The organism is Myceligenerans crystallogenes, assembly GCF_039529775.1.
GTDB classification, from domain to species: domain Bacteria; phylum Actinomycetota; class Actinomycetes; order Actinomycetales; family Cellulomonadaceae; genus Myceligenerans; species Myceligenerans crystallogenes.
Map to the genome: position 1 here is coordinate 25455 of NZ_BAAANL010000001.1, position 18507 is coordinate 43961.

Consider the following 18507-nt stretch of genomic DNA (forward strand, 5'->3'; position numbering starts at 1 on the left):
GGCGGGCGGGGTTTCTCGCCGTGTGGAGTCGTGACGGACGGACTCTGCTCGCGGTGTCGCAACGGTCCGACGCCGACCACAGGGGCCCGGTCACGCGAGTTGTCGACAGGGTGCTCGCGGGCGGAGCGCGGGGCGGCGCCCGGCCCGGGAAGGCTGAGGGTCGTGCGTCGGATCGGCCGGCGCGGTGGGCCGACCGGGGTAGCTCCCGGCACGGACAAGGGGGGCCGGCGTGGGACCGCAGCAGCGTGTGATCGGCGTGACCGGAGCTGTCGGTGGCGTGGGGGCGAGCACCGCCGCCGCGGCCACCGCCCTCGGGATGATCCGGCGCGGGAGACCGGCGGTGCTCGTGGACCTGGACCACGGCGCACCGGGGATCGAGCTACCGCTCGGGATCGAGGACGCCCAGGGGGTGCGCTGGCCCGATCTGTCGGAGGCCCAGGGGGAGGTCGACGGGGAAGGGCTGGTCTCCGTGCTGCCGCACTGGCGTGGCGTGCCGGTGGTGAGCGGGCGGCGGCGCTCGCCGTTGCCCGCCGACGACGTCGTGCTCGACGTGTGCGCGGGGATCGCGCGGACCGGGCGCGTCGTGGTGCTCGATCTGCCGCGGCCGAGTTCCTGGTCGGGGGCGGTGCGTGCGCTGCTTCGCGGCTGCGACGTGGCGGTGCTGGTCGCGCCCCTGACGTTCGCCGGGGCCGCGGCGGCGGAACTCGTGCGTGATCAGTTCCTGGCGGCCGGTGTGCCGGACGTGCGCGTCGTGGTGCGCGGGCCCGCTCCGGGGCGGGTGGTGCCGGAGCTGCTGGGCGATGCGCTCGGCCTCCCGGTCGAGGGGACCCTGCTGCGGGACAGGTCCCTGCCGGAGGCCGTCGAGCGTGGCGACGGGCCGCCCGCCGGGTCGCGGAACGCGGTCGGCCGGCTCGCGGCGGAGCTCGGGGCGGCGCTGTGAGCGGCCGGGCGGCGGGTGGCTCGCGGCGTATGCCGCCGCGGGACGGGCGGAGCGGGACGGGCGGGCGGGGCGGGTCGCCGGCGGAACCGGCGGCGCCGGAGCGGGCACCGCGTGGGGTGACGCAGTGGGAGACGGCCCGCGGCGGGACGGCGCGGCCGGGAACGGCCCTGCGGGAGCCGGAGCAGCCGCGCGGCGCCGTGCTGGACGAGGTGCTGCTCGACGACGTCCGGGTGCGTATCGCGCAGGGCGGGCTGGGCTCGGCCGACGCGCTGCGCGCCGCCGTGCGGGCCAGGGGCCGGGTCGTCGGCTCCACCGCGCTCGAGGCGCTCGACCGGGCGGCGCGGGCCGAGCTGCTCGGCGCCGGGCCGCTGCAGGTGCTGCTCGAGGAACCGGACGTCACCGACGTCCTGGTCAACGGTCCCGAGGAGGTGTGGGTCGACCGCGGGCGCGGCCTGGAGCCCGTCGCGCTCCGGCTCGGCACGGCGTCGGACGTGCGCGCCCTCGCCGTGCGGCTGGCCGCCGTGGGCGGGCAACGGCTCGACGACGCCCAGCCGAGCGTGGACGCCCGCCTGCCGGACGGGACGCGGCTGCACGCGGTGCTCGAACCGCTCGCCCCGGCCGGGGCGGCGATCTCGTTGCGGGTGCTCCGCGCCCGTGCCTACTCCCTCGGCGAACTCGTGGCGGGCGGGGCCCTGCCGGACGGCTGGACCGGGCTGCTGCGGGCGCTCGTCGAGCGGCGGGCGAACATCCTGGTGAGCGGCGGCACCGGGACCGGCAAGACCACGCTGCTCGCAGCGTTGCTGTCCCTGGTCCCCGCAGGCGAACGGATCCTCACCGTCGAGGAGGCCCGCGAGCTCATGCCCGGCCACCCGCACGTCATGCCGCTGGTGACCCGGCGGCCGAACGTCGAGGGAGCGGGCGGCGTCGACCTCGCCGACCTGGTCCGCAACGCCCTGCGCATGCGCCCGGACCGGATCGTGCTCGGCGAGTGCCGGGGCGCCGAGGTCCGCGAGGTCCTCATGGCGATGAACACCGGGCACGACGGCGGCCTCGCGACCCTGCACGCCAACGCCGTGTCCGTGGTCCCGGCCCGGCTGGAGGCGCTCGCGGCCCTCGCGGGGATGCCGCGCGAGGCCGTCGCAGCTCAGGCGGCGGGCGCGCTCGACGTGGTGCTCCACCTGCGCCGGGAGGGCGGCGTGCGGTTCCTCGCGGAGATCGGCGTCGTCGGCCGTGACGACAGCGGCGAGCTGCAGGTCCGGCCGGCGGCATGGTGGGGCGGCGCCGGCCCGTTCACGGTCGACGACGACGCCTGGCGGGAGCTGACGGGGAGGTTCGGGCCATGGTGAGCGCGCTGTGGGCCGGGGTGCTGGCCGCGCTGGCGGTCCGGTTCGGCTGGGGTCCGGTGGGACGTCCGGTCGCGGAACTCGGGATCGAGCCGCCGCGGGCGACCGGGGCGACCGGGGCGACCCGCGTGGCGCGGGGGTCGCGGAGGGCGGCGCGCCGGACCGCGGTGCGACAGGAACCGGCGCGCCGCGGGGCTCGGCGTCGCAGGGACCTGCCGGTCCGGGTGCTCGTGCTCCAGGTGGTCGCGATGCTGCGGGCGGGCGCGGCGCCCGGGGCGGCCTGGGCGGGTGCGGCCGGGGTCGCGGTCGACCAGGCGGGCGTACCCGACGGGACGGCCCTGGGACGGCTGCTCGGCCCGGCGAACGCCCTGGCCGTGGTTGCTGCGACCCGGCTCGCCCTCGATGTCGGCGCGCCGCTCGGCCGGGTGCTGGAGTCCGTCGCCGATGCGCTCGTACGAGACGCCGAGGCGGCCGCCGAACGCGACGCGGTGATTGCCGGGCCGCGCACCACGGCGCGCGTCATCGTCTGGCTGCCGCTGGCCGGAGCCGGGCTCGGGTGGTTGCTCGGCGTCGACACGCTCCGCGTGGTGACCTCCGGCGGCGTCGGGACCGTCGCCGTGGTGCTGGGATCCGGGCTGCTGGTCGCCGGCTGGGCCTGGACGTCCCGGCTGATCGCGTCCGCACGGGACCGCCCGCGCGGCGACGAGGTCGACGTGCAGGTGCTGCTCGACCTGCTCGCGGCGGCCCTCGGCGCGGGATCCGGGGTACCGCGCGCGCTCGGGGCCGTCGGACAGGCCGCGGGCGGGCAGGTCGGTGCCGTGCTCCGCCGCGCCGGTGACGCGCTCGTGCTCGGCGCCCGCTGGGACCAGGCCTGGGCAGGCGCGCCCGATGCCCTGAGGCCTGTGACCGAGGCGCTGCGCGGCGCCTGGGTCGACGGTGCAGGGCCGGGCGAGGCCCTGCGCGCCGCCGGTCAGGAGGCGCGCCGGCAACGGAGCGCGGACGCACGGACCGCCGCGGGGCGGCTCGGGGTACGGCTCGTCCTCCCCCTGGGCTGCTGCTACCTGCCCGCGTTCGTCCTGGTCGGGCTGGTGCCGGTGCTGCTCGGGCTCGGGATCGACCTGCTCGGCGGTCCCTAGCGCTACCGGCTGCGCGCAGCCGCACGAACTTCCCCGCCAGCGGGGAGCCGTGCCCCGGGATCCGCGGGCACGGGAGATCACCTGCCGCACGGGCGGCAGGTCCTGATGAAGGAGGAACGCGATGAAGAACACGAAGGTCGCCGCGGCGCAGGGCACCGGGTCGCACCCGGGCGGGCAGCGCGGGCGCGGCGGGCAGGGGGCGCCGCGGGACGGCGAGGCCGGGATGGCGACGGCCGAGTACGCCATCGGCACCCTGGGTGCCGCCGGCATCGCCGGCCTGCTCCTCGCGCTGCTCAAGGGCGGGCCCGTGAAGGACATGCTGATGAACCTCATCGAGCAGGCCCTCTCGATCGGCTGACCATGACCACGAACCGGGATTCCGAACGCGGGATGGTGACGGCGGAGATCGCCTTCGCCCTGCCCGCCGTGGTGCTCGTCCTGGTCGTGGTGCTGTCGCTCGTGGCCGCGTCCATGGCGCAGATGCGCGCCGTGGACGCGGCCCGGGCGGGCGCCAGGGCGATCGCGATCGGCGAGGACGGCGGCGGCGTCGACCGGGTGGTCGCCCGGGTCGGCGGCAAGGACGCGGAACTGACGGTCGAACGCGACGGCGAATGGGTGAGCGTGATCGTCTCGAAGCCGGTCGTGACCGGCTGGGACCTCGTGGACCAGCTGCGGGTCCGGGGCACGGCGACAGCCTGGGCGGAACCATGAACCGGCCGGACGCCAGGCGTGGTGCGGACGCGGCCGCGAACGCGCCGGGCCGGGGTGCCGGCAGGCCGGCCTCCGGCCCGGACCAGGAGCGGGGCGCCGGCGCGGTCATGGTGCTCGGGATCATCGGCGCCGTGCTCCTGCTCACCCTGGGACTCGCGGCGCTCGCGGCCGCGCAGCACGCCCGGGGAGCCGCGCAGGCGGCGGCCGATCTCGGCGCGCTGGCCGGGGCGGCCGCGTTGCGGGACGGGTACGACGAGTGCGCCCGGGCGTCCGCGGTCGTCGGCCGGAACGGCGCGGAGACGACGTCGTGCACCGTGCCGGCCGCAGGCGTCGTGCGGGTGGAGGCCCGGACCGCTGTGGGGCTACCCGGGGCGTTCTCCTCTCCCGGCGCCGCGCACGCCGCGGCACGGGCCGGGTTGCGCGCCACGGGCCTCGCGGGGGACCAGGGCCTCGGCGCCGCGGGTGTCGTCCCGGGCAGCGGGGTGCGCGCCGCGGGAGCGGGCGGGCACACCAACGGGCAGATCCCGCCGGACGCGCTGTGCGAGCTGTCGTTCGCCGCCGGGCAACGGCTGCGGTGCGACGCGGCGGCCGCCGCCGGACGGCTGAACGGCGCGTTCCGCGCGGAGTTCGGGCGGGATCTGTCCGTGACGGACTCGTACCGGTCGTACGCGCAGCAGGTGGCGGTGAAGGCGAGCAAGGGCGCGCTGGCTGCGCCGCCGGGCATGTCCAACCACGGATGGGGGCAGGCGCTGGACCTGGGCGGCGGGATCGAGTCGTTCGGCTCCGCCGAGCATCTGTGGATGGCCGCCAACGCGGCCCGGTACGGGTGGATCCACCCGGCCTGGGCGCGGCCGGGCGGGTCGAAACCCGAGCCGTGGCACTGGGAGTACGGGACCGGCGCGTGACCGGCCTGTCCAAGGGGGCTGTTGTGATCTGGCTATGGGTCGTAGTATCTCTGCTACGAAGAGTACGGAGGCTGTGATGACAGAACCACAAGCGTCCGACGGGACGGCGGACCCGGCGATCGATGTCCGTGACCTGTGGATGCGCTACGGAACCAAGGACGTCCTGACGGGCGTCTCCTTCACCGCGCAGCGCGGCGAGGTGCTCGCGCTGCTCGGGCCCAACGGCGCCGGCAAGAGCACCACCATCGAGATCCTGGAGGGGTTCCGGACCCGTTCGGCCGGTGAGGTCAGCGTTCTGGGCCAGGATCCGCTGCACGGGGACGAGGCCTGGCGCGCGCGCCTCGGCGTCGTCCTGCAGTCCTGGCGGGACCACGGCCGGTGGCGGGTGCGGGAACTGCTGGGCTACCTGGCCAGGTTCTACGTGCCGTTCTCCACCCCGGAGGTCCAGCGGCCGTGGGACGTCGACGAGCTGCTGCGGACCGTCGGCCTGACCGAGCACGCGAACCTCAAGATCAAGGCCCTCTCGGGCGGGCAGCGGCGCCGCCTCGACGTGGCGATCGGCATCGTCGGCCGGCCGGAACTGGTGTTCCTCGACGAGCCGACGGCGGGCTTCGACCCGCACGCCCGCCGGGAGTTCCACGACCTGGTCCACCGCCTGGCCGATTTCGACAACACGACCATCCTGCTCACCACCCACGATCTCGACGAGGCGGAGAAGCTCGCCGACCGGATCCTGATCCTGGACAAGGGCAGCATCGTCGCGAACGGATCGGCCGAGGCACTGGCGCGCCAGATGGCCCAGGGCGCGGAGGTGCGCTGGACGATCGCGGGCGAACGGCACGTGCACGCGGTCACCGAAGGCGACCCGACGGGCTTCGTCCGCGGGTTGCTCGCGCGGGAGCCGGACGTGGTGGACCTGGAGGTGCGGCACGCGAGTCTCGAGGACACCTACATGGCGCTGGTGCACCGCGCCGAGACGGGGCAGGCGGAGTCCGGCGGTGATCGACCGGAGACGCCCGGCCAGGCGGGCGGGACGCCCGCCGAGGGCGCGAGCAGTGAGATCGAGGAGGTGCGCTCATGACGACGACGACCAACGAACAGCGCTGGGTGGCCGTGCGCGCGGGGCTGGTGCGCGGCTGGCTGGAGACCAAGCAGTCGTTCCGGGAGCCCGGGGACGTCCTCTGGTACTTCCTGATGCCGGCGATCTTCGCCGTGGTGCTGCTCTTCATGCGGGGCAACACCGTGCCCGGCATGAACTTCGAGCTCGGCGCCATGGTGCTGCCGAGCATCGTCGGGATGTCGATCGGGTTCGGCGGGATGACCGGGCCCGCGGGCACGATCGCCACCGACCGCGAGGACGGCACCCTGCTGCGGGCCAAGGCCACGCCCAACGGCATGATCGGCTACATGTTCGGCAAGATCGTGTTGTTCGGCGCGACGACGCTGATGAGTCTCGCCCTGCTCGTCATCCCGGGGTTCACGGTGGCGGGTGACCTGCGGTTCGACGCCCGCACCTGGGTGCTGCTCGCGGTGATCTTCGTGGTCGGCATGCTGGCGACCGTTCCGATCGGCATCGCCCTCGGCTCGCTGTTCAAGACCGCGCAGCAGACCGGCCTGCTCATGCTCGGCTCGATGGTGCTGCTGACGGTGTCGGGCATCTTCTACCCGATCACCGCGCTGCCCGTCTGGCTGCAGTGGCTCGGCCAGGCGTTCCCCTACTACTGGCTGGGGCTCGGGGCGCGCTCGGCGCTGCTCCCGGCGGAGATGGCCGCGGCCGAGATCGGCGGGTCGTGGCGCACCCTGGAGATGTTCGGCGTGCTCGGCGTGTGGATCGTGCTGGGCCTGATCCTCGCCCCGATCGTGCTGCGGCGGATGACCCGGCGCGCGTCGGGGGCAGCGGTCGCCGCGGCCAGGGACCGCGTCATGGCTCAGGGGTGGTGAGCGGTGGGCGAGACCACGTCCGACGTCGTCCACAACCGCATCGCGATGCTCCGCGCCGAACGGGGCATCTCGCGGCGCGAGCTGGCCGAGGCACTGGGCGTGCACTACCAGACGGTCGGCTATCTGGAACGAGGTGAGTACAGCCCGTCGCTCCACCTGGCCCTGCGCATCGCCGAGTACTTCGGTGTCGCGGTCGAGGTGATCTTCAGTACCCGTCCTTTCCGGCGCCTGGGGGAATGACGCCGGCCGGACGGCCGTTCGTGCCGGGCCGGACCCGGCCGGTGACGAGCCGGCGAGTGCGTGGGACCGAACGGGACGCCCGCGTCCCGTGCGTGCGCCCGCGCGCTCGTCAGGCTCCGTCGTCGCCCGGGTTCGGGGTTGCGGGGTGGTTGAGCACGGTGACCGTGCCGTCGTCCTCGACACGGAGGCGGCGCGGGTCGCCGTCGGCCAGTTCGAGGGCGGATTCCAGGAGCACGGGATGGACGGAGTCCCACCTGGGCGGTAGCCAGTGGTGCGTGCGCAAGGCGTCGAGAACTGGTCCGGGGGGTACGCGCTGCACTGTCATATCGTCCACGGCGTCATATCCTCGCAGGTCAGATGGCGTGTTGCGAACCGGGGAAGGGCGATCCGCACATGGTGGGGCGGAACGCTTGACGCCCGGATGCTGACATGTTGTAACGTAAGCGGCGATCCCACGGGTGCCCTCGCAGGGGCTGAGATCGGGCTGTCGCGGCCCGGACCGTCGAACCTGATTCCGGCTCATACCGGCGTAGGAAGTAGGAGAGTGATGACCAGCATCCCTTCGCGCGCGCTCACGTACGACGTCGACCAGGCCACCGGCCTGAGGATTCCCGTCACCGAGATCACCCTCGCACCGTCTCCCGACGGCACGGCGAACCCCCCGCTGCGTGTCTACCGCACCGACGGCCCGGCCTGCGACCCGAACGAGGGCCTCCCCGCGGGCCGCACGGACTGGATCGTCGGGCGCGGTGACACCGAGGAGTACGCGGGCCGCCCGCCCGCGGAGGCCGACGACGGCCGCCGCAGGCGCGCGGCCGAGGACGAGTGGAAGGGCACCCGCCGCCCGCCCCGCCGTGCCCTGCCCGGCCGCACGATCACCCAGATGCACTACGCCCGCAAGGGCGAGATCACCCCGGAGATGCGGTTCGTCGCGCTCCGGGAGGGCTGCGACGCCGAGCTCGTCCGCTCCGAGGTCGCCGCGGGCCGCGCCATCATCCCGAACAACGTCAACCACCCCGAGTCCGAGCCGATGATCATCGGCAAGGCCTTCACGGTGAAGGTCAACGCGAACATCGGGAACTCGGCCGTCCACAGCTCGGTCGCCGAGGAGGTCGAGAAGCTCCAGTGGGCCACCCGCTGGGGCGCCGACACGGTGATGGACCTGTCCACCGGCGACGCGATCCACACCACCCGCGAGTGGATCCTGCGCAACTCGCCCGTCCCCATCGGCACCGTGCCGATCTACCAGGCCCTCGAGAAGGTCAACGGCGACGCCAACACGCTGACCTGGGAGATCTATCGCGACACGGTGATCGAGCAGTGCGAGCAGGGCGTGGACTACATGACCGTCCACGCGGGCGTGCTGCTGCGCTACGTCCCGCTCACCGCGGACCGCGTGACGGGCATCGTCTCCCGCGGCGGCTCGATCATGGCGGGCTGGTGCCTCGCCCACCACCAGGAGAACTTCACCTACACCCACTTCGACGAGCTCTGCGAGATCTTCGCGGCGTACGACGTCGCGTTCTCCCTCGGCGACGGCCTGCGCCCCGGCTCCGTCGCGGACGCCAACGACGCCGCCCAGTTCGCCGAGCTCGACACCCTCGCCGAGCTGACCAGCCGCGCCTGGGAGCACGACGTGCAGGTGATGGTGGAGGGCCCGGGCCACGTCCCGCTGCACCTGGTGCGGGAGAACGTGGAGCGTCAGCAGGAGCTCTGCCAGGGTGCCCCCTTCTACACGCTCGGCCCGCTGGTGACCGACATCGCCCCCGGCTACGACCACATCACCTCCGCCATCGGCGCCGCCGAGATCGCCCGCTACGGCACCGCGATGCTCTGCTACGTCACGCCCAAGGAGCACCTCGGCCTGCCGAACCGGGACGACGTCCGCACCGGCGTCGTCACCTACAAGATCGCCGCGCACGCGGCGGACATCGCCAAGGGCCACCCCGGCGCGCGCGACCGCGACGACGCCCTGAGCAAGGCCCGCTTCGAGTTCCGCTGGCGCGACCAGTTCGCCCTCTCGCTCGACCCGGAGCTCGCGCAGGAGTACCACGACGAGACCCTCCCCGCGGAGGCGGCCAAGACCGCCCACTTCTGCTCGATGTGCGGCCCGAAGTTCTGCTCCATGCGCATCTCGCAGGACATCCGCGACGAGTTCGGCGGCGCGGCCGCCCAGCAGGCGATCGCCGGCGCCGCCGTACCCGACGACGTCGCGGCAGCCCTCACCCCGGCCGAGGCCCGTGCCGGCATGGCCGCCAAGTCCGAGGAATTCCTCGCCGCGGGCGGCACGGTCTACCTCCCGGACCCCAAGGTCGGCTCACCCGGCTGACCGACCAGCACAGGGCCGACGCCGTCCCGGCGGCGTCGGCCCTGTGCGACAGGTCCCGCCCCGTGCCGCGCGACGGGACTCCCGGCGGGCACCATCAGGGCGCAGGCAGCGGACCGGACCCGATCCACAGCTTCGGGGGGCGTCACCACCCGGTGTCGAACGGCACTCCGTACACGGTGGCGTAGACGGCGACTCCGACACCGATCCCGAGGAGTATCAGGATCATCGCCGGACTCCCGGCCGGGACCCGGCGCCGGCCGAGGTCGAGAACAGCAGATTCTGGGGCATGCAGTCATCCTGGCCTGTCGCCATGCAATTTGACCAGGAAAGTAGCCCACCTCATCGCGCCTCCGGGCCGGGCGCGTGCGACAGCACCGCGTCCAGCAGCCGCACCGCCGCCTCCTTCTCCAGCGGCGAGTTGTACGACCCGCACTTCGGCGACTGCACGCACGACGGGCACCCGTCGGCGCAGTCGCACCGCGCGATCACGTCCCGGGTCGCCCGCAGCCATGTCGCCCCCAGCTCGAACCCCCGCTCGGCGAACCCGGCCCCGCCGGGAAAGGCGTCGTACACGAACACCGTCGCCTCGCCGGTGTCGGCGTGGAGCTCGGTGGACACCCCGCCCAGATCCCACCGGTCGCACGTGGCCAGCAGGGGCAGCATCCCGATCGACGCGTGCTCGGCCGCGTGCAGCGCCCCGGGCGCCTCCTCGGCGGACACGCCCGCGGCCCGCAGCACGAACTCCGGCACGGACCACCACACCGCCACGGTCCCGAGCGTCCGTTCCGGCAGGTCGAGCGCCTGGGTGCCGAGCGTCTGCAGGTCCGGCAGCCGCCGCCGCTGATAGCTCACCACCTGACTCGTCACCTCGACGGGCCCGAGCCCCCAGGTGATCGGCCCCCACTCGCGCGACACGATCCGCCGGTCGTCCCCGTCCCCGCCGCCGTTCCGGTCTCCGCCCTCGGCCACGGCGCTCTCACCCGGACCGCCCTCCCCGGCACCCACCGCCGTTCCAGCCGAGGCCGCTCCCGCGCCCGCGCCGTCGTCGTACCCCTCGATCGCCACCTCCATCACCTCACGCGACCACGTCCCGTAGTCGACGTCGTGCCGCACGACGACGGCCGTGTGGTCCGTCAGGTCCAGGTGATCCACCACATAGGTCACCCCCTGGTGCACGTACACGGCGCCGTCGTGCACCTGCCCGTCGGCCGACGGCGCGTCCACCGTCCCGAGCAGCCTCCCGGACCCCGCCTCGACCACCCGCACCGGTTGCCCGCCCGCCCCACGCAGGTCCGTCAGCCCGGCCGCCGACTGCGCGTGCGTCCAGTACCACCCCGACGCCCGCCGCCGCAGCGCACCCCGCGCCACCAGCACCTCCAGCACGTGCCGCACGTGAGCGGGCTCCCCGAACCGCGCCAGATCCTCCGACCGCAACGGCGCCTCCTGCGCTGCGACACACAGATGCGGTGCCAGCACGTGCGGATTCCCGGGATCGAACACGGTCGCCTCGAGCGGCGCGTCGAACACGGCCTCCGGATGGTGCACGAGGTACGTGTCCAGCGGATCCTCCCGCGCCACGAAGGCGACGAGCCCGTCGGCACCGGCCCGTCCGGCGCGCCCCGCCTGCTGCCACATCGACGTCCGCGTCCCCGGCCACCCGGCGATCAGCACGGCGTCGAGCCCGGAGATGTCCACCCCGAGCTCCAGCGCGTTCGTCGTGGCCAGCCCCAGGATCTCCCCGGTCCGCACGGCCCGCTCCAGCTCCCGCCGCTCCTCGGGCAGGTACCCGCCGCGATACGCGGCGATCCGTTCGGCAGGATGCCCGACGACGGCGCCGCCTCCGACCCGCTCCAGCTCCGTGCGGTCGGCCGGATGTCCGACGGCGGCGCCGCCTCCGCTCCCTCCAGGCTCCGTGTGGTCGGTCCGATGTCGCAAGATCGGTTCCTCGGGCGACCGATCTTGCGACATCGGACCGACCGAGCGGGACGGCTGCAGGATCGCGTGTCGGAGGCGGTCCCGGGCCCGCTGGGCGACCGACTCCGCGCCCCGGCGGCTTCGGGTGAACGCCAGGGTGCGGGCGCCGGAGGCGGACAGGTCGGCGAGCAGGTCCGCGACCTCGGCCGTGGCGGACCGGCGCGGGTTCTCCCGCGGCGTCGCGGCCACCGGGGGCGACTCATGGCCCGCTTCGGCGTCGATCGCCCAGGGATCGTCGTCGCCCGGCCCGAGCGTCTGGCTGGCGGACCGCTGGAACGCGAACCCCGCCACCTCGGGCGGCTGCCAGAGCGCGAAGGTGCGCCGCCCGGAGGGCGACGTGTCACGGTCGACGACGACGACGTCCTCGGCGGGCACGCCGATCAGCCGCCCCGCGCTCACCCCCGGCTCCGCGCTCGTGGCGGACGCGACGACGAAGCTGACCCGCCGTCGCCGCCCGGCCGCCGTACCCGCCGCCGACCCCGCTGAAGCGGAACCTGCAGCGGTCGCCGAGGCCGAACCTGCCGCCGCTGAACCGGCCGCCGCCGGACCCGCCGAAAGCGACCCCGTCGTCGCCGGGTTTGCCGGGGCCGAGCCTCCGGCCACCGACGGGAACTCCGGCACCGTCGCGTAGTGCTCCGCGAGGCGCGCCAGGCGGCGCAGGACGTGGGACACGTGCGCGCCGAAGACGCCCCGGTACGCGTGCCCTTCGTCGACGATCACGTAGCGCAGTCCGCGCAGCAGCCGGGACCAGCGCCGATGGTTCGGCAGCAGCGCGAAGTGCAGGAAGTCCGGGTTGGTCAGGACGACGTCGGCGTAGTTCTGCGCCCAGCCGCGGTCCTCGCGCGGGGTGTCGCCGTCACAGGTGGTGACCCGCAGGTCGCGGGCGTCCGCGGCGTCGAGCACGCGCCGGACCGCATGGAGCTGATCCGCGGCGAGCGCCTTGGTCGGGCTCAGGTAGATCGCCGTCGCGCGCGCCCCGCCCGGCCGCACGGCGGGCCCCCCGCCCGGCCTCGCGGCTGCGCCCGGCGTCGTCGTCCCCGGACCCGCACCCGCGCCCGCGCGCCGGATCTCCGACAGCACGGGCAGCCAGAAAGCCAGCGACTTCCCCGAGCCCGTGGATGTCGCGAGCGCGACGTGCCGGCCCCGCCAGGCGGCGTCGGCGGCCTCCGCCTGATGCACCCACGGGCGCTCCACGCCGAGCTTCCCGTACCCGGCGACAATGCCCGGGTCCGCCCACGCGGGCCAGCCGGCCCGCTCACCGTCGCGTGCGGGGAAGACCCGCACGTGGGTGAGCCGATCGGCACGCGCCCCGGAGGCGGTGAGCACGTCGAGCAGCGGATGTTCGTCGGAGGGCACGCCCCAAGTCTGGCAAACGACCCGGTCAGCGACCGCCGGACCCCGCGGTCGCTACACACCGCACGGTCTCGCGCCGGAAACACCAGCGGCGCCGGGCGGAGTCGCCACGCGGCCCGGCTCCGGCTGATCCGGCGGGCGGTCCTCGTGCGACCCGTCCTCACCCCGGCTGGATCGGCTCCGGCCAGCGGTGGGCCAGGGTGATCGCCCGGCGTGCCGCGTCGCTGCGCTCGCCCGACGCCGCCGCCAGGCCGGCGGCGTAGCCGACCGCGTACGTGGTGACCGGGGCCGCGGGCCGCGCGACGGCGTGCGCGGCGTCGCGCGCCAGGTCGAGGACCTCGTTCATGTCGATGGTGCCCGGCGGGAGGCCGAGCTCGGTCTCCAGGGCTGAGATCCAGGTCTTGAGGTCGGTCATGGGGAACTCCTCGGGGTGCGGGGCAGGCGGATACCGAGTTGCGCGGCGTCGTCAGGGGTGTCGACGTCTGCCGACAGCCTGCCAGGATCCGGCACCTCGAGCAGGTCGAGCCCGTCCATGAGCTGCCGCACGGAGGCACCCCGGCCGGCAGTCCCGGCGGATGCGCCGGCTTGCCCGGCGCCGATCGCGCCGAGCCGCCCGCTGAGCGCAGCCGCGCGGTAGATGCCGACGAGCCACTGGGCCCGCCCGTCGACCACGAGGTGCGCGCCGTCGCACGCCTCTCGCCCCACGGCGTCCACGAGCGCCCCGACGGCGCCCGCCGCCCGCGGCACATCGACGGCGAGCAGCAGGACCCACCGATCCGTTCCTTCGAGGGGCGGGGCTCCCGGCCGCGCCGCGGGCCCTGTCGTCTCCTCGCGGTCGCCCGCCTTGCCCCGCAGCGCGGCAAGCCCCGCCGCGATACCGGCCGCAGGCCCGCCGAACGCCGGCACCTCCCTGGTCAGCGTGCTTCTGGCCGCGGCAGGATGCGCGGCGAGCAGGCCGGCCAGGTCGTCGGGGCCGACGACGGCGATGCGCCCCGCCGCACCGGCTGCGTCCAGCGCGCGGTGCAGCAGCGGCACGCCGCCCGCGGTCAGAGCGGGCTTCGATGCCCCGCCGAGCCGCGCGGCCCGGCCGCCCGCGAGGATGATCGCGTCGTGGGCGGGGGTCGCGGGCGCAGGGCCGCCGGCGTCGCCGGTCACAGCGGGATCACCGGGATGAGGTCGCCGGGCGAGACCTTCTCGACGTCGGCCGGGACGACGGCCAGGGCGTCGGCCGCGACCAGCGCCGACAGGTGGTGCCCGTCCCCGGACGGTGCGATGCCCCGGGCCGTCACCCGCACCGGGACCACCTGCTCGCGGCCGCGCGGGCTGGACCAGCCGACGGCTACGGGCCGATCCTCCGTCCGGGCGCCGGGGCCCGGCAGCCCGCGCAACCGCCCGACCGCCGGCCGCACGAACATCGCGCACGACACGTAGGCGGCCACCGGCGTCCCCGGCACCGCGATCCACGGCACGCCACGCCAGCGCGCCAGTGCCTGCGGCCGCCCGGGCCGCATCCCCACCGCGGCGAGCTCGACGTCGGTCAGGGCTTCCGGCCGCGAGGTGAGAAGCCCGCGAACGACGTCGGCGGCACCGGCGGAAACGCCTCCGGCCGTCACGATCAGATCCGGCGCCGGGTTCTCCGGCCCGGGGGCCTCGGCGGTCGACGGCGATGCCGCGCCGGGGTCGCCGCTCCGCCCCACGTGCCGCACGGCTTCGTCGAGCGCCGCGGTCAGGGCTTCGGAGGTGTCGCCCACCGGCCCCAGCCGGACGACATCGGCGCCCATCGCCCGGATCGCCGCCGCCAGCATCAGCGAGTTGGAGTCGGTGATCTGCCCCGGCGCCGTCGGCGCCCCCAGGGGAACCAGCTCCGAGCCCGTGGCGATGACCGCCACCCGCGGCCGCCGTCGGACACCGACCTCGTGAACGCCCGCGGCGGCCAGCCCCGCCACGACCGGCGCCCTCAGCTCCGTCCCGGCCCGCGCGAGCAGGCTCCCGGCCGCGATGTCCTCGCCACGCCGCCGGATGTGGTCCCGCGGCTGCCGGGTCAGGGTCACGGCCGCGGCACGGGTATCGGCCGCGGGGTCGAACCGCCCGGTCGACGTGCGCTCCACGGGGACGACGGCGTCCGCCCCCGGCGGCAGCGGCGCCCCGGTCATGATCCGGGCCGCCGTCCCAGGCCTGAGGGGTTCGGGATCGTTCGGCGCAGCGGCGATGTCGGCGGTCACCCGAAGCGTGACCGATTCCCCGGACGCCGGCAGATCCGCGCTCCGGACGGCGTAGCCGTCCATCGCGGAATGATCGAACGCGGGCACGGGCGCGAGGGCACGTACGTCGTCAGCCAGAACGATGTCCGACGACGCCGTGCGCGCGTCCACCAGCTCGGAGAGCCGCATGACCGCTGCCGGCAGCGGCGCGACGAGCCCGAGCACGGCGGCGACATGCTCGGCGACGGTCCGGGACCTGGGCTCCACGCCCACACACTACGGCGCGCGAGCCCTGGCAGGAGGCCCTGCCCAGGATCGCCGTTGCCGTTCACATAACGTGAAACTAGTATCACGTTATGTGAGAGCTAGTCCATCTGCGTTGACCCCGTTCCTGCGCTCGGACGCACAGGGAGCGGTGCTTGCGGAGACGCTCCTTGATCCTCGCGTGGAGATCTCCGTGTCGGAGGTAGCGCGGCGCGCCGAGGTGCTGCCCGCTGTCGCCCATCGTGAGGTGAGCCGGCTCATCGAGGCAGGCGTGCTGAAGGATCGCCGCGACGGGAACAACCGTTTGGTGAGCGCAAATACGCAACATCCCTTATGGTCGTTGATGTCGCAGCTGGTCGCAGAGACCTACGGGCCAGTTCCGGTTCTCCGCGATCTTCTCCGCGAGATCCCGGGCGTCGACCAAGCCTTCATCTACGGCTCATGGGCGGTGCGACGTAGTGGCACTGCCGGTCCGCCACCGCGTGATGTTGATGTTCTTGTCGTCGGGCAACCGTCCCGTGGAGACGTGCTCGACGTCGCCGAGGTTGCCGGGCAACGGCTGCGCACGGAAGTCAACATCCACCTCGTCAGCAGGGAAGCCTGGGACGCCAGGAGCGACCCCTTCCTGAAGACCGTCGCAGACAGACCACTGATCGCTCTCACCAGTACGGAGTCCACTCTTGCCCGAGATCGCCGATCCGACCAGGCCACCTGAGGACCTGAACTGGCGGCCTGACGCGCCCGCCAAGGAGTTCCTCCTTGGACGAGGGCAGATCGAGCAGGTCGAACCTCATTCCGAGCACGCCCGAACGTTGCTCGCCGAGGCGCGCAGACACCTGTCGTCGGCGAGTCTTCTGGCCACCACCGATGACCAGTCGGCGGCGTTCGTCACCGCCTACGACGCCGCCCGCAAGGCCCTCGCTGCCGTGCTCGCGGTCCAAGGGCTCCGTGCGCGGGGCGGTGACGGAGGTCATCGGGTGCTCGGCGAGCTGGTCCAGGCTCAGATCCCAGATCGTCGCCGGACCTTGCGTGAGTTCGACTGGATGCGACAGAAGCGCAACGACACCGAGTACCCGGATTTCGAACGACCGACGGCCGCGAGGCGGGACGTCGATGACGGGATCCTGGCGGCACGCGCGATCGTCGATCTGGCCGAGCAGTTCGTCGAGGCTGTCGCCGGGCCGGCCGGCAGGGCCGGCACCAGCTGACAGCTCAGGGGCGCGGGCGGGTCTACGGGTGGGTGTCGGTGACCTCGATGATCTCGTCGAGGCGGTCCAGGGCCGCTTGCAGGTCGTCGAGCTTGGCCCGGATGCGCGCTCGTTCGGCGCGCAGCATGGCGCGCTGCTCGGCGTTGGTGTGGCCGATGTCCCAGCACGGCAGGAGTTCGGCGATTCTTCGGCTGGTCAGACCGGCGGCGTACATCTGCTGGAAGAAGCGCACGAGCACGACGGCGTCCCGCGGGTAGAGGCGCTGGCCGGACGGGCTGCGCCGCGGGGTGAGCAGGCCCTCCTGCTCGTAGTAGCGCACGGCGCGAACGGAGACTCCGGCATCGCGTGCTACCTCGCCGATGCGGATCGGCCTCGCGTCCACGGCGTCGGTGGTGGCCATGGTGACTCCTCTCACAGCGATCCTCGCGGGCTGACACTTGCCTCTGACGTCAACGTCAGGTTTTAGCGTACCGGGCATGAAGATCAACGATTCCGTCGCCCTCGTCACCGGAGCCAACCGCGGGCTGGGGCGCGCCTTCGCCCAGCGACTGCTCGATCGCGGCGCCCGCAAGGTCTACGCGACGGCTCGTCGCGCGGAAACCGTGGACCTCCCCGGAGTCGAGGTGCTCCCGCTCGACATCACCGATCCCGTGTCCGTGGCCGCCGCCGCCGAAGCTGCCGCCGACGTCACGTTGCTGGTCAACAACGCCGGCATCGCGACCGGTACCGACCTGGTGACCGGCCCGCTCGACGAGGTCCACCGCGAGCTGGACACCAACCTGCACGGCCACCTGAACATGATCCGGGCGTTCGCGCCGCCGCTCGCCGCGAACGGCGGGGGCGCGATCGTGAACGTCCTCTCCGCGATGTCATGGTTCACGAGCAAGGGCGCGGGCGCCTACCACCTGTCCAAGGCCGCCGCGTGGGCGATGACCAATGCGGTCCGCGTGGAGCTCGCCGAGCAGGGCACCCTCGTCACGGCCGTCCACCTGGGTCTGGCCGACACGGACATGGCCGCAGGCTGGTCGGTGGCCAAGCTCGCACCGTCGGACCTGGCCGACGCCGTGCTCGACGGCGTCGAGGCAGACGCCGCCGAGGTCCTGGCCGATCAGTGGAGCCGCGACGTCAAGGCCCGCCTGTCCCTGAAGCCGGAGGAGTTCGACGCGGCCATACACCGTGCCTTGACCGCCCTGGTCTGAGCCGCACCGGCTCACCGGCGAAGTCGTCCCACGGTTGGCCGGTGCGCATGTCACCGTCCGGCGTGTCCGCGGCCGATCGGCGAGATAGCACAGAAACCGGCGATAGGGTGAAATGAAAGGTTGTTAGGTGCTCTTGACCGGTTCATCACTAGTGTCGCAGAGTTGGCGGCGGTGTGGTCACGCTCCCTTGAGGTGGCGCGTGAAGGGCCTCAAGGGTCAGCCCAGACTCTCGTATGAGAGCGGCACCGTGCAGATCGTCACGGAAAATGACATCGTGGTTACGGTGATCACACGATGACGTTGAACGAAAACAACCAGACTCGGACCGCGCAGTTGCTTGAATCAATCGGTGCCTTTGACGGATCCGAGGATCGGCTCGACAGGCTGCAGTCTCAGCTGCAGGGTGCGATCAGCTTGTTCGAAAGTGACGGCTCCGGCGTTTCGGAGATCGTCCGGCTGGCGGAAGCTGACGTCGAAGCCATCCGTTTCACTCAGGTCCTGGAAGAGCAGGGTGAGGCAGTCCGAAGGCGGATGGTGCTGCTTTCGCAGGGCCTGGAACGTCTCTTGGGTGAGTAATACATGGCTGGGCGCCTCTCGGTGCGAGGTGCCCAGCCATTGTCCTGTTCGGTACAGGGCCCCTTGACCCGCTACCGCGTGGCAAACCGAGATCGGGGTCTTTGGCGGTAATGGATTCTTTGACAAGCGCGGGCATCCTGCTCAGGTGGATGTTCCTGATAGCATCGCTAACAGGATGAAGGGAATC

General features: G+C 73.6%; 20 protein-coding genes and 1 riboswitch. Of the genes, 14 read left to right on the forward strand and 6 right to left on the reverse strand.

The genetic code is table 11. The features are described 5' to 3' along the window. Positions 1 to 229: 229 nt before the first annotated feature. From ssd to ABD208_RS00165, 9 genes are all read left to right on the forward strand, one after another. Positions 230 to 940 carry a septum site-determining protein Ssd gene (gene ssd / locus ABD208_RS00125; RefSeq protein ID WP_344098631.1) on the forward strand — a complete coding sequence of 237 codons (711 nt, stop codon included), beginning with the start codon at positions 230 to 232 and terminating at the stop codon, positions 938 to 940. A gap of 167 nt (positions 941 to 1107) precedes the next feature. Continuing rightward, positions 1108 to 2286 carry a TadA family conjugal transfer-associated ATPase gene (locus ABD208_RS00130; RefSeq protein ID WP_425561064.1) on the forward strand — a complete coding sequence of 393 codons (1179 nt, stop codon included), beginning with the start codon at positions 1108 to 1110 and terminating at the stop codon, positions 2284 to 2286. After that, a complete protein-coding gene (locus ABD208_RS00135; protein WP_344098632.1) occupies positions 2280 to 3419 on the forward strand; it encodes a type II secretion system F family protein in 1140 nt (379 codons plus the stop codon). Before ABD208_RS00130 ends, ABD208_RS00135 begins: the two co-directional genes overlap by 7 nt. Before the next feature lie 121 nt (positions 3420 to 3540). After that, positions 3541 to 3777: a DUF4244 domain-containing protein gene (locus ABD208_RS00140; protein ID WP_344098633.1), complete on the forward strand. Its 237-nt coding sequence runs from the start codon at positions 3541 to 3543 to the stop codon at positions 3775 to 3777. A 2-nt stretch (positions 3778 to 3779) separates the two neighbouring features. Continuing rightward, positions 3780 to 4130, forward strand: coding sequence for a TadE family type IV pilus minor pilin (locus ABD208_RS00145; RefSeq protein ID WP_344098634.1), 351 nt, complete (start codon positions 3780 to 3782; stop codon positions 4128 to 4130). Beyond that, positions 4127 to 5035, forward strand: a complete 909-nt coding sequence (locus tag ABD208_RS00150; RefSeq protein WP_344098635.1) for an Rv3654c family TadE-like protein — start codon at positions 4127 to 4129, stop codon at positions 5033 to 5035. Before ABD208_RS00145 ends, ABD208_RS00150 begins: the two co-directional genes overlap by 4 nt. A gap of 76 nt (positions 5036 to 5111) precedes the next feature. Next, positions 5112 to 6116: an ABC transporter ATP-binding protein gene (locus ABD208_RS00155; protein WP_344098636.1), complete on the forward strand. Its 1005-nt coding sequence runs from the start codon at positions 5112 to 5114 to the stop codon at positions 6114 to 6116. Then, complete coding sequence (locus tag ABD208_RS00160; RefSeq protein WP_344098638.1) at positions 6113 to 6976, forward strand: ABC transporter permease; 864 nt, start codon at positions 6113 to 6115, stop codon at positions 6974 to 6976. Before ABD208_RS00155 ends, ABD208_RS00160 begins: the two co-directional genes overlap by 4 nt. A gap of 3 nt (positions 6977 to 6979) precedes the next feature. Beyond that, entirely contained in the window at positions 6980 to 7216 is a 237-nt protein-coding gene (locus tag ABD208_RS00165; RefSeq protein ID WP_425561048.1) for a helix-turn-helix transcriptional regulator, read from the forward strand. Positions 7217 to 7325: 109 nt separating this feature from the next. Here the strand turns inward: ABD208_RS00165 and ABD208_RS00170 are convergent, their stop codons facing one another. Further along, positions 7326 to 7550 (reverse strand): hypothetical protein, encoded by a 225-nt coding sequence (locus ABD208_RS00170; RefSeq protein ID WP_344098639.1) that lies wholly within the window; start codon positions 7548 to 7550, stop codon positions 7326 to 7328. A gap of 112 nt (positions 7551 to 7662) precedes the next feature. Further along, positions 7663 to 7769, forward strand: a riboswitch (TPP riboswitch). Between ABD208_RS00170 and thiC the strand changes: the two genes are divergently transcribed. Further along, entirely contained in the window at positions 7764 to 9545 is a 1782-nt protein-coding gene (gene thiC / locus ABD208_RS00175) for a phosphomethylpyrimidine synthase ThiC (RefSeq protein WP_344098640.1), read from the forward strand. It overlaps the preceding riboswitch by 6 nt. A gap of 339 nt (positions 9546 to 9884) precedes the next feature. Here thiC and ABD208_RS00180 read toward each other — a convergent pair whose 3' ends face one another. The 4 genes from ABD208_RS00180 to ABD208_RS00195 form a co-directional block, all read right to left on the reverse strand. Beyond that, positions 9885 to 12875 (reverse strand): DEAD/DEAH box helicase, encoded by a 2991-nt coding sequence (locus tag ABD208_RS00180; RefSeq protein WP_344098641.1) that lies wholly within the window; start codon positions 12873 to 12875, stop codon positions 9885 to 9887. Positions 12876 to 13032: 157 nt separating this feature from the next. Further along, on the reverse strand, positions 13033 to 13287 hold the full coding sequence (locus tag ABD208_RS00185) for a DUF6457 domain-containing protein (RefSeq protein ID WP_344098642.1): 255 nt from the start codon (positions 13285 to 13287) through the stop codon (positions 13033 to 13035). Beyond that, positions 13284 to 14027, reverse strand: coding sequence for a molybdenum cofactor guanylyltransferase (mobA, locus tag ABD208_RS00190; protein ID WP_344098643.1), 744 nt, complete (start codon positions 14025 to 14027; stop codon positions 13284 to 13286). Before mobA ends, ABD208_RS00185 begins: the two co-directional genes overlap by 4 nt. Next, complete coding sequence (locus tag ABD208_RS00195) at positions 14024 to 15340, reverse strand: molybdopterin molybdotransferase MoeA (RefSeq protein WP_344098644.1); 1317 nt, start codon at positions 15338 to 15340, stop codon at positions 14024 to 14026. Before ABD208_RS00195 ends, mobA begins: the two co-directional genes overlap by 4 nt. Positions 15341 to 15518: 178 nt before the next feature. On the opposite strand from ABD208_RS00195, the gene ABD208_RS00200 reads away from it, so the two are divergent. Then, the gene (locus tag ABD208_RS00200; protein WP_344098645.1) at positions 15519 to 16052 is read left to right on the forward strand and encodes a winged helix-turn-helix domain-containing protein; all 534 of its coding nucleotides are present in this window, start codon (positions 15519 to 15521) and stop codon (positions 16050 to 16052) included. Beyond that, entirely contained in the window at positions 16018 to 16545 is a 528-nt protein-coding gene (locus ABD208_RS00205) for a HEPN domain-containing protein (protein ID WP_344098646.1), read from the forward strand. The genes ABD208_RS00200 and ABD208_RS00205 overlap by 35 nt, the downstream gene beginning before the upstream one ends. 22 nt (positions 16546 to 16567) lie before the next feature. Here the strand turns inward: ABD208_RS00205 and ABD208_RS00210 are convergent, their stop codons facing one another. Next, positions 16568 to 16945: a MerR family transcriptional regulator gene (locus tag ABD208_RS00210; protein ID WP_344098647.1), complete on the reverse strand. Its 378-nt coding sequence runs from the start codon at positions 16943 to 16945 to the stop codon at positions 16568 to 16570. Positions 16946 to 17021: 76 nt separating this feature from the next. Between ABD208_RS00210 and ABD208_RS00215 the strand changes: the two genes are divergently transcribed. Both ABD208_RS00215 and ABD208_RS00220 read left to right on the forward strand, forming a co-directional pair. Then, on the forward strand, positions 17022 to 17744 hold the full coding sequence (locus ABD208_RS00215) for an SDR family oxidoreductase (RefSeq protein WP_344098648.1): 723 nt from the start codon (positions 17022 to 17024) through the stop codon (positions 17742 to 17744). Positions 17745 to 18038: 294 nt separating this feature from the next. Then, positions 18039 to 18320, forward strand: coding sequence for a hypothetical protein (locus ABD208_RS00220; protein WP_344098649.1), 282 nt, complete (start codon positions 18039 to 18041; stop codon positions 18318 to 18320). The last annotated feature ends 187 nt before the right edge of the window (positions 18321 to 18507 follow it).

Coding starts and splice junctions, on each gene's coding strand:
- ABD208_RS00215 (WP_344098648.1), top strand. CDS start 17,022: ATGAAGATCAACGATTCCGTCGCCCTCGTCACCGGAGCCAACCGCGGG.
- thiC (WP_344098640.1), top strand. CDS start 7,764: ATGACCAGCATCCCTTCGCGCGCGCTCACGTACGACGTCGACCAGGCC.
- ABD208_RS00135 (WP_344098632.1), top strand. CDS start 2,280: ATGGTGAGCGCGCTGTGGGCCGGGGTGCTGGCCGCGCTGGCGGTCCGG.
- ABD208_RS00210 (WP_344098647.1), bottom strand. CDS start 16,945: ATGGCCACCACCGACGCCGTGGACGCGAGGCCGATCCGCATCGGCGAG.
- ABD208_RS00150 (WP_344098635.1), top strand. CDS start 4,127: ATGAACCGGCCGGACGCCAGGCGTGGTGCGGACGCGGCCGCGAACGCG.
- ABD208_RS00155 (WP_344098636.1), top strand. CDS start 5,112: ATGACAGAACCACAAGCGTCCGACGGGACGGCGGACCCGGCGATCGAT.
- ABD208_RS00160 (WP_344098638.1), top strand. CDS start 6,113: ATGACGACGACGACCAACGAACAGCGCTGGGTGGCCGTGCGCGCGGGG.
- ABD208_RS00145 (WP_344098634.1), top strand. CDS start 3,780: ATGACCACGAACCGGGATTCCGAACGCGGGATGGTGACGGCGGAGATC.
- ABD208_RS00220 (WP_344098649.1), top strand. CDS start 18,039: ATGACGTTGAACGAAAACAACCAGACTCGGACCGCGCAGTTGCTTGAA.
- ABD208_RS00185 (WP_344098642.1), bottom strand. CDS start 13,287: ATGACCGACCTCAAGACCTGGATCTCAGCCCTGGAGACCGAGCTCGGC.
- ABD208_RS00140 (WP_344098633.1), top strand. CDS start 3,541: ATGAAGAACACGAAGGTCGCCGCGGCGCAGGGCACCGGGTCGCACCCG.